We start from the raw sequence: 15,323 nt of genomic DNA, 5'->3' as shown, positions 1-15,323 counted from the left end.
AAAAAAAACCAAAGTATTCGCAAATGAATTCTTTTAAAACTAAGCTGCACGCCCCTCATCCCCGTCCCTTCTCCCGCCTGCGGGAGAAGGGGGTTTGAAACATCACAGACTACCAATTCAAAAAAATATGACTATTTCCATCAACATCAAGCGCCGCGCTTTATTGCGATTCTCCAGCGCTGCCAGCCTGTTCAGCATCCCAGCACTCAGCCTCTCGCAACTCTCCATTGCAGCGGAAAGCGACCCATGGCATCGTGCTGAAAAAATCGTCAAACAATTTACCAAACCGATCAAATTCGCCAAACGCGATTTTCCGATTACACGATTTGGAGCGAAGACCTGTGAAGTCATCACCGTCAAAGCGCAAATTGCTTCTGATACCGAAGGCGCGATTGAAGGCGAAGTGTTAACGCCACAATCTGGTTCGCACGATAACTATGATGCGATTAAACAAGCGATCCTAGCCTGCAATAAAGCCGGCGGCGGACGGGTTATCATCCCAGCGGGAAATTGGTACTGCGCTGGCCCAATTCGCCTACGTTCAAACGTACATTTGCATCTGGCGGCAAATGCGCATGTGTTCTTCAGCGCTAACCCAGCCGACTACGCAAAATATGGCGATATCGATTGCGGCAAGAATGGCAAACTGGTGATCTCACGTTGGCAAGGCAATGATTGCTTAAACTATTCCCCTATGGTGTACGCCTATGGTGAAAACAATATCGCGATTACTGGCGAAAATTGGACGAGCATTCTCGATGGTCAAGGTGGCACCTTATTCGAAGATGGTTCTGGCAATTGGTGGGATTGGAAAGGCCGCAAAAATCCCAAGAAACCGATACTGCAATCTGAAGTCAATGTGAACCCAAACAATCCAGAAAACTTAGATCAACTCGCACCATCCCTGACGGAAGACGCAAAAAAACGCGTGCAAGGGACTGGCGATAAATGGCGTACTGATTCGCGCTATTTACCGGTATTGTCTGAACTAGGCATTCACACATCGGCACGCATTTTTGGCGTTGGTCATTATCTACGCCCTTGCATGATAGAACTGATAGGCTGCACCAATGTCGAACTCACAGGCTACAAAATTCAAGCAGCGCCGTTCTGGCTACACCATCCGGTCAAGTGTCGCAATGTGCATATCAGCAAAGTGAATATGGATAGCATGGGACCGAATAGCGATGGTTTCGATCCTGAAGCTTGCGACACGGTGCTAGTGGAGCATTGCAGCTTCAATACAGGTGACGATTGCATTGCGATTAAATCCGGCAAAAACCGCGACACGCAAATGGGGCCAAGCCGCAATATCGTGATTCAACATTGTGTGATGAACAGCGGTCATGGTGCCGTCACGCTAGGCAGTGAAATGGCGGCAGGAATAGAACATGTGTACGCGCAAGAGCTCGACTTCCGCAATATGCATTGGGATAAAGACCCCTTAAATACCGCAATTCGTATGAAAACCAATATGAATCGCGGTGGATTTTTGCGCCATTTCTACGTACGCAATGTCACGATTCCGAATGGCGTAAAAACCACCGCAGGCTTCTACAAACCTTTATACGATTCACAAATTCCCGCACAAACAGTATCGTCTAGCGCAGGTGCCGTGATTACGATTGATTGTGATTACGCACCTGCCGACGACAGCGTGCGCATACGTCCACCTGTCATCTCCGACATTCACATTTCCAATATCAAAGTTGGTACGGTGCAAATGGATGGTGGCAACTACTCTGCCTACCAAGCCTTCGTGTTATTGGGACCAGTCGCATCGAGTTATAACGGTAAGACCAAGCAAGCGATTTTGCCAATACAGAATGTCAGCATCCGAGAATGTGATTTCGGTACGGTACGCAATCAACACACACCGTGGTTCTTGCATCATGTGCAGAATTTGCAGTTAGAAAATATTCAGATTAACGGTAAAACTTATACCGAAACTTTATCAACGTAATTGCGTCTATATCGTTGAACCTTGTACATCGTACGGTTCAACGATGAAAATGCAACTGAGATTGAGTACGCAGTAAAACCGATCTACCGCAATTCATAGCGCATCGTAGATTAACTTCATACCAGAAATCCCCAACAAAGCTGTCGCCAAAGAATAGAAATAGCGTTCGGGAATCACACGCAAGACATGCAAACCCATCCACACACCCAGTGGTGCAAAAATCGCCAGGCTAGCGGCGATTTGCAAACTATCTACGGTGAAGAATCCTAGTGCGATGTAAGGCAATAACTTACCTGCATTCACCACCGTAAAAAATACCGCAGTGGTGGCGACGAACTGTTCCCTGGCCAAATCTTTCGCCATCAAATACACCAAAATGGGCGGACCTCCCGCATGTGCTACGGTGCTAGTGACACCCGACACTGTGGCGCAAACGCGTGCAAATACTTTGCCAGGTTGATGATGCCAATGCAGGCGCTGCCGCAGCTGAAACAGTCTATCCAACATGAATGCCACCGCGATCACACCTATCATGCCTTTGATATGTTTATCAGAAAACACACCCATCGCAAACGCACCCAAAATAATCCCGACGATGCCGCCAGGTAAGATGATTTTTAACTCTACGACTGACCATTTTTTCCAATAGGCTTTGACGCCGAAGACATCCATTACACAAAGTATCGGTAGTAGAACCGCGACGACTAAACGCGGCGATAAAAACATCGCAATCAAAGGTACACCGACGCCACCCAATGCGCCGCCAAATGCTGATTTAGAAATACCCGTGATCAAAATAGCGATGGCACAAATCATCCAACCGATCAGACTCATTTCATGCATAAAGGCCATCTACCGCGAGGTAGGTATTTGCGCTATTCATCGCGAACTTGCTCTCGGTATTCCATTGCTCATATCCCAGTCTTGTTCATTAAACGCTGCCTGTACCATCTTGACGTTTGGATAGCGACTGACTTCGCGCTCATCATTGATAATGGTTCCACGACCTTCAGCGATATAAAAGAGAATCCGAATATCATCTGCATCTCTATCCCAAGGGCGAGCGCCGGCATAGCGCAATAAATCTGTTTCTACATCTCTAGCTGGCATCGCTTGTAAGCCATCCGGCCAATCGATAGGTGCCTCTTTCAGCAACAATTGCGCACGGGTTTGTCCATAGCGACCCAGCATAGGCAAAGCCGCGCCAAACTGATCGACGGCGATATTATCTTTCTCAAAATAGGCAAGATCACCATCACCGCCTAGACTCATCAGAGGCAAGCCCTTCTTCGTCGATAAACCACCGCGTAGTACATTGCCGACCACGTTCAATTTACCCAACTGATACGCATGCTCGCCCCACTCTAAGGCCATCAAATTATAGTGAATCGCCTTGGCGCGTGGATTGTAAATCAAATTATTCACAACGCTCGCTTGCACACCGCCTTTGAGTAAAGGGTTGCGCTCAACATTGTGCGCCCAGATATTGCGATAAAAAACAATCTGCGTCACGTTATCATGCACCAGACTGCCCTTGGAATGCTCCCCCTTACTGTGACTCGCTTCGGCCAGTCCTTCTGCGGCAATATTATTTGAAAACAGCACGTGGTGACTGGTACCATTGCGCCATTCATCGGGCGTGTCACCTTTAAAGCGCGGCCCCGATGCCGACATATTTTCATCGATCGCCCAACTAATGCTGCAATGATCAACTAAGACATGGTGTGCGGCCGAGACATTTATTCCATCGACTTCCCAACCACTGTTCTTAGTTTGACCATCGACACCCGTACGCACCCGTAGATGTTGAATGATCGTTTGCGATGCGCGAATATTGATACCACCACGGATCAGGGTAATGCCAGGAGCGGGCGCGGTTTGTCCGAGTATTGTGAGGTAAGGTTCAGCTACTTGTAAGACACTGCGCTCAAGGTCAATTACCCCGCCCACTTCAAAGACGATGATGCGTGGCCCCTTAGTTTCAATCGCGGCGCGCAAAGAGCCTGGCCCCTCTTTTTGCAAATTAGTGACACGCAAGACCTGTCCACCACGACCACCTTGTATCGCTGCTACCCACGACATATCGGCAGGATAAGCGTATTGCTTTTGTAGCGATAAAAAATCGGCTGCACCCGCGCTAAATGACAGCATCGCAATACCAAGGTAAGTCAATAGTAAACGACATCGATACCAATTCTTCATCTTGTTTCCCAATTCACTCATCACTATTTCCTTAGTCATTTTTGACGTAAAAAATAGCGCGGCTTAACAAATCTATCGTTAAGCCGCGCCGCTTTTTACTTCATATTGTTACGTACATTCAAACCGTCGCATACGCTTAGAATTTGTAACGTACCCCTAACAAAAACTCACGACCAGTTACGTTATTCACGACCACGCTATCACGGGCGCGGCTGATAAATTGATCATTCGCCTGATTAGTCAGGTTGGATCCTTCAAAACTAAATTCCCATTTATCATTAAGTTTATAAGTCATGGACAAATCAACGTTGACCGTACCATTTTTACCTTCTACGTCGTTGTTGTTTTGACCTGGCACACGAGTCAGGAAGGCGGAGCGTTTCGACGCAGATACACGTGCACTAAAAGCGCCATCATCATAGTAAAGCGTGGCATTCCAGGACTTCGGTGATAAATTCAACAAATCATCCGTAATCGTTACCGCGCTGGTTGGCGAGACCACATATTCAATTTTAGAATTGACGTAAGTATAGTTAAGCAAGGTACCGAAATTTCTGCCCCATGCTGGCAAGAAAGTGAAGGGCTGTTGATAATTTATTTCAAAGCCACGCAACTTGCCGCCTTTGGTATTAATTGGCGCAGTCACTTGGAACACTTCTTCACCGGTGAAATTGGCTGGCAATAAAGACATAGGCAAACCCGTGTCTTTAAAGGCGACGTTGGTACGTATACTTTGGATATAGGTATTAATGTTCTTTTGGAATAATCCTAAACCTAAGAACGCATTTTTTCCAAAATACCACTCGAAGTTAGAGTCAAAAGTATCAGCGCGGAATGGCTCTAACAAAGGATTGCCACTAGTGACAGACAGCGTACCCGTGGTTGAGATTGTGCCGCCTGGATTTAAGTTACCTAGCTGCGGACGCGCCATCACTTTAGCGGCAGCAAATCGTGCAATGAAATCTTTCGACAGATTCAATGCTATATTCACTGAAGGCAAAACATCATTATAGGAATTGCGCACAGTCACTGCAGTACCGCCGGCATTTGCTTGATAGCCAGTGGCAATTTGCTCAGTCTGTACATAGCGCACACCAAAATTACCGCGCACTGGAAAACCAAAAATATTGTTCGTGAAATCCCCCATGATGAATGCGCTCTTATCGTTCTCTGTCACGGCACGGTTATTGCCGCGAGCATTACCATTGGTGATAGAAGACAAAGTGAAATCACCTGGGCCGCCCGCTGGGCCGCTCTTCAAACAATTGCAGTATATGTCGTAAGCTTTGGCAATCGCATTCAGGTCAGGGATTAACCAAGAGCTTGGCGTCCCTGCCGGTAAATTTTGACCGCGGCCAAAACCAGTTAATTGCGTCGTTAAACTCGCGATACTTGTGCCTGCATTGGGCGCAAAAATCGTGTCATTTTGATTGACGCGACGTGATTCATAAGAATCAAACGTGTATTTTTTGTAGTCGGCACCAGCGCGTAAAGTCAATTTGTCTTCAATCGCATCCCAAGAAAAATCAACATGAGCGACATCGTTACGATTATTCGCACCTTGCGGACGAATCCGGATTTCACTGGTTGAGGTATTGGTCACAGTGTTTGGCTGGGTGCCCGTTGCTACTTGCGGCACAGAAACCAGTGTCATCGGCCCCGTCGCCGATGTCACATCAAACGGATAGGTGATCGTCGGCATGCGGTCGTTGGCACGAAAATCTAGCGCATAGCCATTCACGTTCAGGGCATCTAAGGTGGTGGTAGTTTGTATAGGATTGGCAAACTTGGACGTAGCACGGCCAACGCGCGCATTCATGCGGAAAGTTTCACTGAACTGATGATCCAGGGTCAAAGTAGGTTGTGTGAAAGTCGTCGATAATTGGTCGAAACGTGATTCAGCACGAATATCAACACCGTTATACATGCCATACAACAAGGCGCCGTTCGGTGCATACTCAGTTTTCAGGACGCTAGTTTGTGGCTTTCCACCTTGACTGGCGCTACGACTAAAAGAGATCGCTTCTAAGAAATCCTCTTGACGTGTCGCATCCAATTTGGAATACAGCAAATCCAAAGACAAGGTAGTGCCGCGTTGCGGTTTGTATTGTAAAGACGCGGTTAAACCGAGGCGATCCTGATCATGTGTCAAACGACCATAGCGTGGCAAACGGGGGGCAAAATTATTGGCCGAACTAGCGAGATTGTATGCAGCGATATTCTCTGCGGTACCTGGCAAACGTGCGACGCCTTGTGCGGTCGGTCCACAGGTAGTCGTGGTGGTAGCCGGATTGGCAGGTGTCACGCCAACCGGAGAACACCAGCCACCTGATGAAGGTCCATTATCCCAACGCACAGTACTAAAGCCTTCTTCATAAACGCGGCGTTTAGAAAATGCCCCCGACAACAAAGCACCAAATGTATTGTCTGCAAAGGTATTTGAAATTAAGAATCCAAGGCGGGGATCGGTCTTTTGTGATAAATCGTTGTAACGGCCTTTTGCCATCACAGTCGCATTAAAGCCACGCAGATCAAACGGACGCATAGTTTGTAAATCCACGGTCGCACCAAGCGAACCTTCATCCACGTCAGCGGAAGCGCTCTTGCGCACGGTCAAAGAATTAAATAATTCTGAGGGGAAGACATTGAAGTCAAAACCACGCGAACGATTAGCGCCGCCCGAACTATCGGTACCACCTGTCGTCGCCAAGCCTTCGATGCCATTAATACGAACACGGGTAAAATCTTGCCCCAAGCCGCGCACGGTAATACTACGGCCTTCACCTGCATCGCGATCAATCACCACACCGGGAATACGCTGCAAAGATTCGGCCAAGTTAGTATCGGGGAATTTGCCCATGTCCTCCGATTTGATCACGTCGACAATACCATTGTCGTCACGTTTTTTGTTTAAGGCACTCTCTAAGGAGGCACGTAAGCCAGTGACGACGACTAACTGCTCATCACTCTTCTTAACCTCCTGAGCGTAGGCACTGCTGATTGCCATCGCCAGCACCGAGCTGGTCAAGGCAAATCGACCGATTTTTTGCTTCAAATTGGTATTGCGCATGATCGTATTCCTTTGGTCTCGAATTATTATGATTAAGCTAGTGCAGGAATCGTCTCTGTTGCCTTACCACGATAGGGTGATCAAGCGATATCGCGAACGCGAGTAAAACCCAGATACATTTCTATCTACCTAACTTTGAACCAATTCTAAAATTAATTTCCTTATCAACGCGAGCACTATCGATGTAGCAAAATAAGCAAATTCTTAAAAACCCAAGCAAAAATAATTATTTTTAGGCAATCTTAAATAGTGCAACAAATCGTTACCACCTTAAAAATTAATCTAAGTTCGCCTAAATTCTTTTAAAATTATAATAAATTTCCCTTAAGCAATAATTTTTATTAAATTAAAACCGTTGAAGACACTATCAAAAAAAATCTAAAAATATCCCCAAAAAACAACAATTGGTCTTACCAAAATCATTTTTTGGTTCACCAAAAATACTATTTTGGTCAATCCACATAGATTCCTTGTCCTACCACATATTCAAACAAATCGATGTGTTTAAGGATACGAAAGGCATCTTTCTGAAAACAAACGTAGCGCATTCAAGGAAGACAGAATGCAAACTAGAGGCAAACAATCGGGTAAAAAAAACAGCCGCAAATTGCGACTGTTTTTTCATCGTTGAATGCTTAACTAAGAAACTAGATAAGCAGCAAATGAAGATCTTAGAACTCCGATTGCAAGCCTATCGTAAAGCTAGTCACGCCAAAAGTTGAATCGCTAAAACCTGCAATTTTTACTTTACGTTTATCAACTTCAGCGCGCACTGCCACTTTTTTATCGATTTGATAGATGACGCCCAAACCAATCAATGGCTGACCAGAGTAATGTGTTTCAGAGCCTGTAAAACCAGCCGCGCTGGCAACAATTTCCCCCTTCATAAACGCAACACCTAATTTCGCAAAACCTACGAAATTATTCATAGGTGTCGTCTTCGCGACACCTGCTAAATCAGCACCACGGCCATTGAAAGTTGCCTTCAAAGTGGAGTCACTGGCACCGACTTCATTCAAATACACGTAGCTGCCTTCGATACCGAAATTAGGTGAAAAATCGCGACCACCGAATAACTTCCAAGTGCCGGCGGCAGTGTGACAGCTAGTCGAACCAGCACAATTAAAATCCCATTTCGCACGGCCAATAGAACCGCCAAAATAGCTTGACTGAGCAGACGCCTGCGCGCTCACAAATGCGCTACCTAAAACAAGGGCTGCAACCAGAATATTTTTCTTTAACATGAAGTATCACCTTAAGATGAGATTTTAAAAAGCCCGCACCTAGTCATTATTTGTGTCACTAGTTGAGCCGCTAAGTGAGCCAGCTAGTGATTCGTTTAACAAGCTATTAACGAGCCGAACATCTGACGAAATCAAAAACAATTGCTTCTATACAGTCGCGATTTCGTATCAATTTGGCATTCTACCCGTAGAGAACTGGCGTGAGCAGGAATTATTTACATTTCGTTGTGTTTTTCTTGCATTCTGGAATATCGACGAATGCAGATCTTATAAGCGATTTACAAAACACAGTCCCGAGCATAAACAAACTACATTAACGTATAGGCAAACTACTGACTGGTTTAATCTCTTCCATACAAATCATAGAGCGCAGATTTCCCACACCCGGCACTTGCATCAACTTATCCGTCAAAAACTGCGACAAGCTCTTCAAATCATTTGCCACCACCTTCAACAAATAGTCAAAGTCACCTGAAATCGTGTGGCACTCAATAATGTCGGGAAAGGCTTTTAAGTGCCGCTCAATCTCGCGTGCATTACGATATTGCTCTCGGTCCAGGGACAAACTGACAAAAGCCATCACGCCCAAGCCTATAGCTTCCGGTGCAACTTGTGCTGTATACGAGCGAATCACATTAGCCTCCTCTAAGGCTCGTACCCTACGCAAGGTCTGCGGTGGCGATAAATGTATCTTCTCTGCCAATTGCAGATTACTGATGCGCCCATCATCTTGCAAATGGCGCAAAATATTCAAATCATAATTATCCATATATCCCCACCTTCCCATAAATTCCGCATAAAATCGCAAAACAGACACTTAATTCCAAAAACAATCACAATGTGAAATTAAATTTCTATTTATCCGATTATACATAATAATTACGAAATCAAATTATCGCACGTACGCATATAATTTCACCACCTGATAAAGTCCAAAGAGGGTAAAACGTTTCAAGTTACCCATACCTAAAAAAAGACGCATAAACCCATCGCAATCAGTGATTAACAAGTACCATTACGCCCGTATGCGCGGTCGCAAGATCGTAACAATAATGTTCAAAGCCCGACCGTTTTTTTGAAAGCAAAGAAGAGACAATGAAAACTATTTCCTTAATTGGTGCACCGACCGATGTTGGTGCGAGTGTCAAAGGTGCAGGCATGGGACCTGACGCATTACGCGTAGCAGGCTTGACACAGGCGCTAGAAGCGCGAGAATTAACGGTAATTGACCACGGCAATCTGCATGGACCCGCCAATCCCTGGCAAGCGCCAGTCAATGGCTTGCGCCATCTGAACGAAGCGATAGATTGGAATCAAGCGGTCTACGATGAAGTCAGCAATGCACTCAAACTCGGCCATATGCCCATGATGCTGGGCGGCGATCATTGCTTAGCGATTGGCTCTATCAGCGCGGTCGCCAAACATTGCAAAGACAGCGGCAAAAAATTACGCGTTTTATGGTTCGATGCGCATGCTGACAGCAATTTATCGACCATCAGCCCAACCGGCAATATCCACGGCATGCCAGTCGCTTGCCTGATGGGTCACGGCCCAGAACAGTTGATCGCCTACGGTGGCTATACACCCGCGATGCTCCCCAATGAAATTCGTCAAATCGGCATACGCAGCGTCGATGATGGCGAACGTCAATTCATCCACGACATGGGCATTCCCGTGTTTGACATGCGGTATATTGACGAACATGGTATGCGTGCCGTGATGTTAAAAGCGCTCGAAGGCATCGATGAAAATACGCACCTTCACGTCAGTTTCGATCTCGACTGTCTCGATCCAGATATCGCACCTGGCGTAGGCACTGCGGTACTTGGTGGCCCCACTTATCGTGAAGCGCAGTTATGCATGGAGATGATTGCGGATACTGGCTTATTGGGATCACTCGACGTGGTTGAACTGAATCCTGCATTGGATCTGCGTAATCAGACAGCGATTTTGGCTGTGGATTTGATCGAAAGTTTGTTTGGCAAATCAACCTTGGTGCGGATGCCAAGTAAATAAACCATCACGCAGTAAAGTACACAAGCCCGCAGAATATTCAAATACTGCGGGCTTTTTTTTGCCTATTAACAAGCACTTAAGCCGCTGAGCTCAGAAGCGCGCTTGCAGAATAAGGAAACACCTCACAACACAAGGCATTCTGAGAAATAAACACTCAGCGTGAAATCAAGCACATGAACTTGCTGAGCTCAACATACAAAAATCTAGGGTTCAGAATATTTCCGCTCCAGCTAGATTAGATCGATTGGCTTTGAGGATTATCCATTGCTTGGATCACAATAATCAGGCTCGTACTTTCAATTCATTATCAAAATGAGGAAATCAGCGAACCGCTGAGGAGAATCCAAATATCAGGTTCATCGCACCTTGCCTTTTTGCGTGTAAGAGAACATATTTACATGCAAGGCTAAATTATTTGACATGTAATGTACTCATAATTATGGTAGGCCTTACCACTTTCGCAGTAAATTTTTAATACTTTGTAAGCAAAGAATGAAGACTCTGCCTCGCTTGCAAGCTTGCACAATCTTTGCTTAGTCAAAAAAAATGCAATGAATTACGCGACAAAACTAAAACAGAAAACCCGGTGCCATCCTTGACTCGTCGGTGCTAGCGCGGCCATGGAAGCATAATCTAGCAAACTATGTGATTGGACTTGATTGATGACTGCCGCTTCCAGGATAAACTCGACGCCCGCATCGAAAGTGAGGTCTTTAGCCTCACCTGCACCCCAGAGCATCTCGCAGTGCGTTAGCGACTTTGATGCGAGATCCGAGACCATCGCTCAAAGAATACAAAGCAACCAAGCCAATCAAAGTAGCCAGAGTTTGCAATTGAAAGAGCGGCAAACTCAGATGGCAACGAGCCTGAGCGCAGTACAGATGAAAGCTATGGCAAGCCGGATGAAACAAGCTGAACAAGCTCTGCAACGACCTGCGGAGCCGCCACAAAAGAGCAAGCTGCCGTTTCAATTACAAGCGGGAATAGAATCACTCTCTGGCTTAAATATGGACCACGTCAAAGTCCACTACAACTCAAACCAACCAGCACAGCTCAACGCCCATGCTTACGCCCAAGGGACTGATATTCACGTCGCCCCCGGCCAGGAACAGCACTTGCCGCACGAAGCTTGGCACGTGGTGCAACAAGCACAGGGGCGCGTGAAACCGACTACACAAATGAAGCAGACAGGCGCTGGCACCATACAACGACGAGTCGCCGATCCCACCGGACTGGCAGCCGCCACGCCCGAAGTGATCGACGGTGCTCGACGCAGCTTAGTTGAGACCCTGATCGATATCCGTCGCACAGCACCGGACGGACCAGACTGGATAGACAATACTTTGCTATTGCCAGGCGACCGTGGCGCAATCACCAACTTGATCGCCGCACTATCGGTTCCTGATTTGATTCTCAAAATCGGAGAAGTGCGTACCAAATACCCAGCTGAGCAATTTGACTCCACCAATTTCGATGTAAAACCCACCGGTGGGACGCAGGAAGATGCCTATATCCAAGCTTTGCTAGCCGCCACAATACTCAAGATGACGGCAGCCGAAGGACGCAACGCCGATTTGCTCAATGTGTTTGGTGACGGTGATGTCACTTCCGGTGCCTCAATCGCGGCGGCTGCGACAGCATCTGGCAAGATCGCTGCGGCACGTGCCAAACTGACTGGATTTAACAATATTTTCATCGATACTGCTGGCGTCGCGCCCCGGGTTGGCATCGGCGGTTACGCTAACTTCAATCGCAAAATATTTTTACTGGTGCAAGACGTTAACCAAATTCCACCAAGTTCGGGCGCGGTATCAACCCTTTTCCATGAAACCATGCACCTGACTCACTCTGAAATTCTCGACGACGGTGGTTACAGTAGCTCAGGTGCGTCGTTTCGCCAACGCAGTGTCGCCGCCAAGTTGACCAATGCCGATCACTATGCCGAAATTGCCAAGATCATAGACGGCACTTCCACCCACCCGGTTCCATTTACACCCGTCGTCGTGGGCGGTGCTGTGGCTACCCCCACCAATCCGTCCGATACCGCGGCCACTATGGCGGTACGTAGCAATGTCATGCATCGCGGACGCTTGCTCTGGTCTGGTGCTGCGGATGCGTTTATGACGGCGGTAAGAAACAAGCGCACCTCGTCTAGCTCTGGTAGTAATGATGCATCCAAACGACTGCACATGACTTATCACAATACAGCGTGGTACAAGACACCCAATTTGACAGAAGTCGATTTGTCGTTGGCGGAAGCTTCAGTGAATCGCATACGTCGTTTCACCACTCACGTTAACACCTACATGCAAAATCCTGCAGATCTTAACTTCAGCTATATCAATACTCGTTATTTAGCGGCCGCAGGTGGTGGCGCTACTAAAGAGAAAAATGCGGGAAAAACCATACTGGTCGATCTCGGCACCGCCTCCGATATTTTGGCGCCGCAAGATAAATTACCCTCAGTACAGGCGAGAATTGATGATTTATCTCGGACCTAAAGAAAATTCCAGCCAAGGACACGTGATCCTGGGCGCATGAATTCTGAGTATGCGTTTGTAAAATTTCGATCAATGAAAGGTAGTCAGCAATGCTAGGGTATGCCACTGCAAACAAGGACCGGGCTGAAGCAGCAAATAACACGGCGATGCATCAACGCCAAGTTAAGCAACAAGCTAACAGCAAACCAAACAATGCCAACAATGTCCAGCAAAGCCGGCAAGCATTGATGGATGACAGTTCACAGTCGCGACAATTAAAAGCCCACTCGGCTCTGATGAATTCGAAGCAAACAAACACCTTACAAAGGGAAGTAATCCAACGCGAAGGCGAAGAATCTCGCGGCAACCAAGCGCTCGTTATGGGTGCTGTAGGTGCAACCATAGGCGCCCGCGCTGGCTGGATCGGTGCAGCTGTCGGTGGTGCGATCGGTGCCACGTATGGTTATGCAAGCGGCTATAGCAGCTTTTCCAATCACCAAAAATCCAACTACGAGAGTGAACTATCCACTTATAGAAATTGGCTACAACACAGACCCGACGGTGCCAGCGCTTATCAAAGCGGACAAATCTTTAGCTACAATTCAGGAACCGATGCCATCATCCACAGCATGCTTTGCGAGGGCAAAGTAATGTACACCTACGACACTGGCAATCAATTGCGCGTATCCGGGAATCACGATGCCATCAAACATGCCATCGTTGCCAAAAACAAGGATGTGTACGCGGCAGGCACAGTTGATCTGAATGATCCGACTAAGAATCGATTGGCAGAAGCGATTTCACATGCGAAATCGCGCGATGAATATCAAGGCAATATGGTCGGCCTGCGCGACCGAGGTCAAGTCGAAATGTTCGGTGGATATGTACGCGAGGCAGAGGTCGCCTTGGGCAACCTGGGATTTGCACCTGACATCTTGGTCAGTGAGCTGATTTCACGCTACGAAAACACCCCTGTGCTCAAAGCCAATGCCCAACTCGATGTCACCGAAGATAGTGGCCACTATTCCCCGAGCTACGATTCGGGTCACAAAGCCCTCGAAGCCTGGAAAGGCGCCGGCTACTCCAAAATCAATTGGGCACCGCGTTGGACGAAACGTAAATTTATGCAATCTACCGTCGAAAATATTAATGTATAAGATCGTGGAAAGTCCGAACACATCCAGAGCAATTTAGGCGACCAACACCAAATTATCTCTATGGATCAATTCTGGCTCTTCTACAAATCCTAAAATACTTTCGATTTCCGATGAGGCCTTGCGCATAATACGACGCGCATCGCCGCTACTGTAATTGCTCAAACCCTTCGCGATAGTTCGTCCGCTATCATCCACGCAACTCACTACTGCACCGCGACCAAATTCACCTCGTACATCAGACACGCCAATTGCTAACAATGATTTACCTTCATCGCGCAATTTATTCACAGCACCAGCATCCAATATGACTTGCCCCGAAGTCTGTAAATGATCCATCATCCATTGCTTACGCGCTGCTAGTGGTGCCATATCAGAACTTAATTGCGTGCCTATTGCCTCACCGTTCGCCAAACGCACTAACACATTTTCTTCACGGCCCCAGGCAATCACCGTATGCGCACCAGAACGCGCCGCACGTTTTGCCGCAAGAATTTTGGTCAACATGCCGCCGCTACCCAGACTAGAGCCAGCACCACCGGCCATCGCCTCCAACGCAACATCGCCAGCCCGTGCCTCGTGAACAAATTGCGCATCAGGATACTTGCGTGGATCGGCGGTGTATAAGCCTCGTTGGTCGGTCAAGATAATCAGGGCATCGGCCTCCACCAAATTCGCTACCAAAGCACCGAGAGTGTCATTGTCGCCAAACTTGATTTCGTCGGTCACTACGGTATCGTTCTCGTTGATCACGGGCACAATGCCAAAACCAAGCAAGGTCAACAAAGTGGAGCGTGCATTCAAATAACGTTCACGATCCGCCAGATCAGCATGCGTCAATAAAATCTGCGCCGTCCCCAATCCGTGCGCGCGAAAACTCGTCTCGTAAATCTGCGCCAAACCCATCTGACCGACCGCCGCACAAGCCTGTAATTCGTGCACGCCCGTCGGTCGCGTCTCAAAGCCCAAACGCTGCCGACCTTCGGCAATCGCACCAGAACTAACCAACACGACCTCCTTTCCCATTGCTCTTAAAGCCGCAATTTGCTGCGCCCAATTGGCAATAGCAACACGGTCGAGACCACGACCTTCATTGGTGACGAGTGAAGAACCGACCTTGATAATGAGACGTTTGGCGCTTTGGATGAGGGATTGCATGAGGAATAAGATATTTCGTTTTCATTCGGAATTGAA

Annotated in this window: 11 protein-coding genes; 4 read left to right on the top strand and 7 right to left on the bottom strand. The window is 47.4% G+C overall.

All coding sequences use genetic code 11. The features are described 5' to 3' along the window. Positions 1 to 127 precede the first annotated feature (127 nt). Complete coding sequence (locus tag AC1RR2_RS16020) at positions 128 to 1,963, top strand: glycoside hydrolase family 28 protein (protein WP_493223270.1); 1,836 nt, start codon at positions 128 to 130, stop codon at positions 1,961 to 1,963. Between the two features lie 93 nt (positions 1,964 to 2,056). Here the strand turns inward: AC1RR2_RS16020 and AC1RR2_RS16015 are convergent, their stop codons facing one another. The 5 genes from AC1RR2_RS16015 to AC1RR2_RS15995 form a co-directional block, all read right to left on the bottom strand. Next, positions 2,057 to 2,806, bottom strand: coding sequence for a sulfite exporter TauE/SafE family protein (locus AC1RR2_RS16015; protein ID WP_493223269.1), 750 nt, complete (start codon positions 2,804 to 2,806; stop codon positions 2,057 to 2,059). A 36-nt stretch (positions 2,807 to 2,842) separates the two neighbouring features. After that, entirely contained in the window at positions 2,843 to 4,186 is a 1,344-nt protein-coding gene (locus AC1RR2_RS16010; RefSeq protein ID WP_493223268.1) for a pectate lyase family protein, read from the bottom strand. A 115-nt stretch (positions 4,187 to 4,301) separates the two neighbouring features. Continuing rightward, positions 4,302 to 7,235, bottom strand: a complete 2,934-nt coding sequence (locus AC1RR2_RS16005) for a TonB-dependent receptor (RefSeq protein ID WP_493223267.1) — start codon at positions 7,233 to 7,235, stop codon at positions 4,302 to 4,304. A gap of 671 nt (positions 7,236 to 7,906) precedes the next feature. After that, on the bottom strand, positions 7,907 to 8,479 hold the full coding sequence (locus tag AC1RR2_RS16000) for an outer membrane beta-barrel protein (protein ID WP_493223266.1): 573 nt from the start codon (positions 8,477 to 8,479) through the stop codon (positions 7,907 to 7,909). A 313-nt stretch (positions 8,480 to 8,792) separates the two neighbouring features. Beyond that, on the bottom strand, positions 8,793 to 9,248 hold the full coding sequence (locus AC1RR2_RS15995; RefSeq protein WP_493223265.1) for an Lrp/AsnC family transcriptional regulator: 456 nt from the start codon (positions 9,246 to 9,248) through the stop codon (positions 8,793 to 8,795). Positions 9,249 to 9,574: 326 nt separating this feature from the next. Between AC1RR2_RS15995 and rocF the strand changes: the two genes are divergently transcribed. After that, complete coding sequence (gene rocF, locus AC1RR2_RS15990; protein WP_493223264.1) at positions 9,575 to 10,495, top strand: arginase; 921 nt, start codon at positions 9,575 to 9,577, stop codon at positions 10,493 to 10,495. A 556-nt stretch (positions 10,496 to 11,051) separates the two neighbouring features. On the opposite strand, the gene AC1RR2_RS15985 is transcribed toward rocF, so the two are convergent. Further along, complete coding sequence (locus AC1RR2_RS15985; RefSeq protein WP_493223263.1) at positions 11,052 to 11,276, bottom strand: hypothetical protein; 225 nt, start codon at positions 11,274 to 11,276, stop codon at positions 11,052 to 11,054. Positions 11,277 to 11,349: 73 nt separating this feature from the next. Between AC1RR2_RS15985 and AC1RR2_RS15980 the strand changes: the two genes are divergently transcribed. Then, entirely contained in the window at positions 11,350 to 12,996 is a 1,647-nt protein-coding gene (locus AC1RR2_RS15980) for an eCIS core domain-containing protein (protein ID WP_493223262.1), read from the top strand. Positions 12,997 to 13,085: 89 nt separating this feature from the next. Next, the gene (locus tag AC1RR2_RS15975; protein ID WP_493223261.1) at positions 13,086 to 14,132 is read left to right on the top strand and encodes a hypothetical protein; all 1,047 of its coding nucleotides are present in this window, start codon (positions 13,086 to 13,088) and stop codon (positions 14,130 to 14,132) included. A 33-nt stretch (positions 14,133 to 14,165) separates the two neighbouring features. Here the strand turns inward: AC1RR2_RS15975 and proB are convergent, their stop codons facing one another. Next, positions 14,166 to 15,287 (bottom strand): glutamate 5-kinase, encoded by a 1,122-nt coding sequence (proB, locus tag AC1RR2_RS15970; RefSeq protein WP_493223260.1) that lies wholly within the window; start codon positions 15,285 to 15,287, stop codon positions 14,166 to 14,168. Positions 15,288 to 15,323 lie beyond the last annotated feature (36 nt).

The sequence above is a fragment of the Undibacterium sp. GW821-FHT11H02 genome (assembly GCF_058808015.1).
This window is presented reverse-complemented; position numbering and strand designations above follow the sequence as displayed.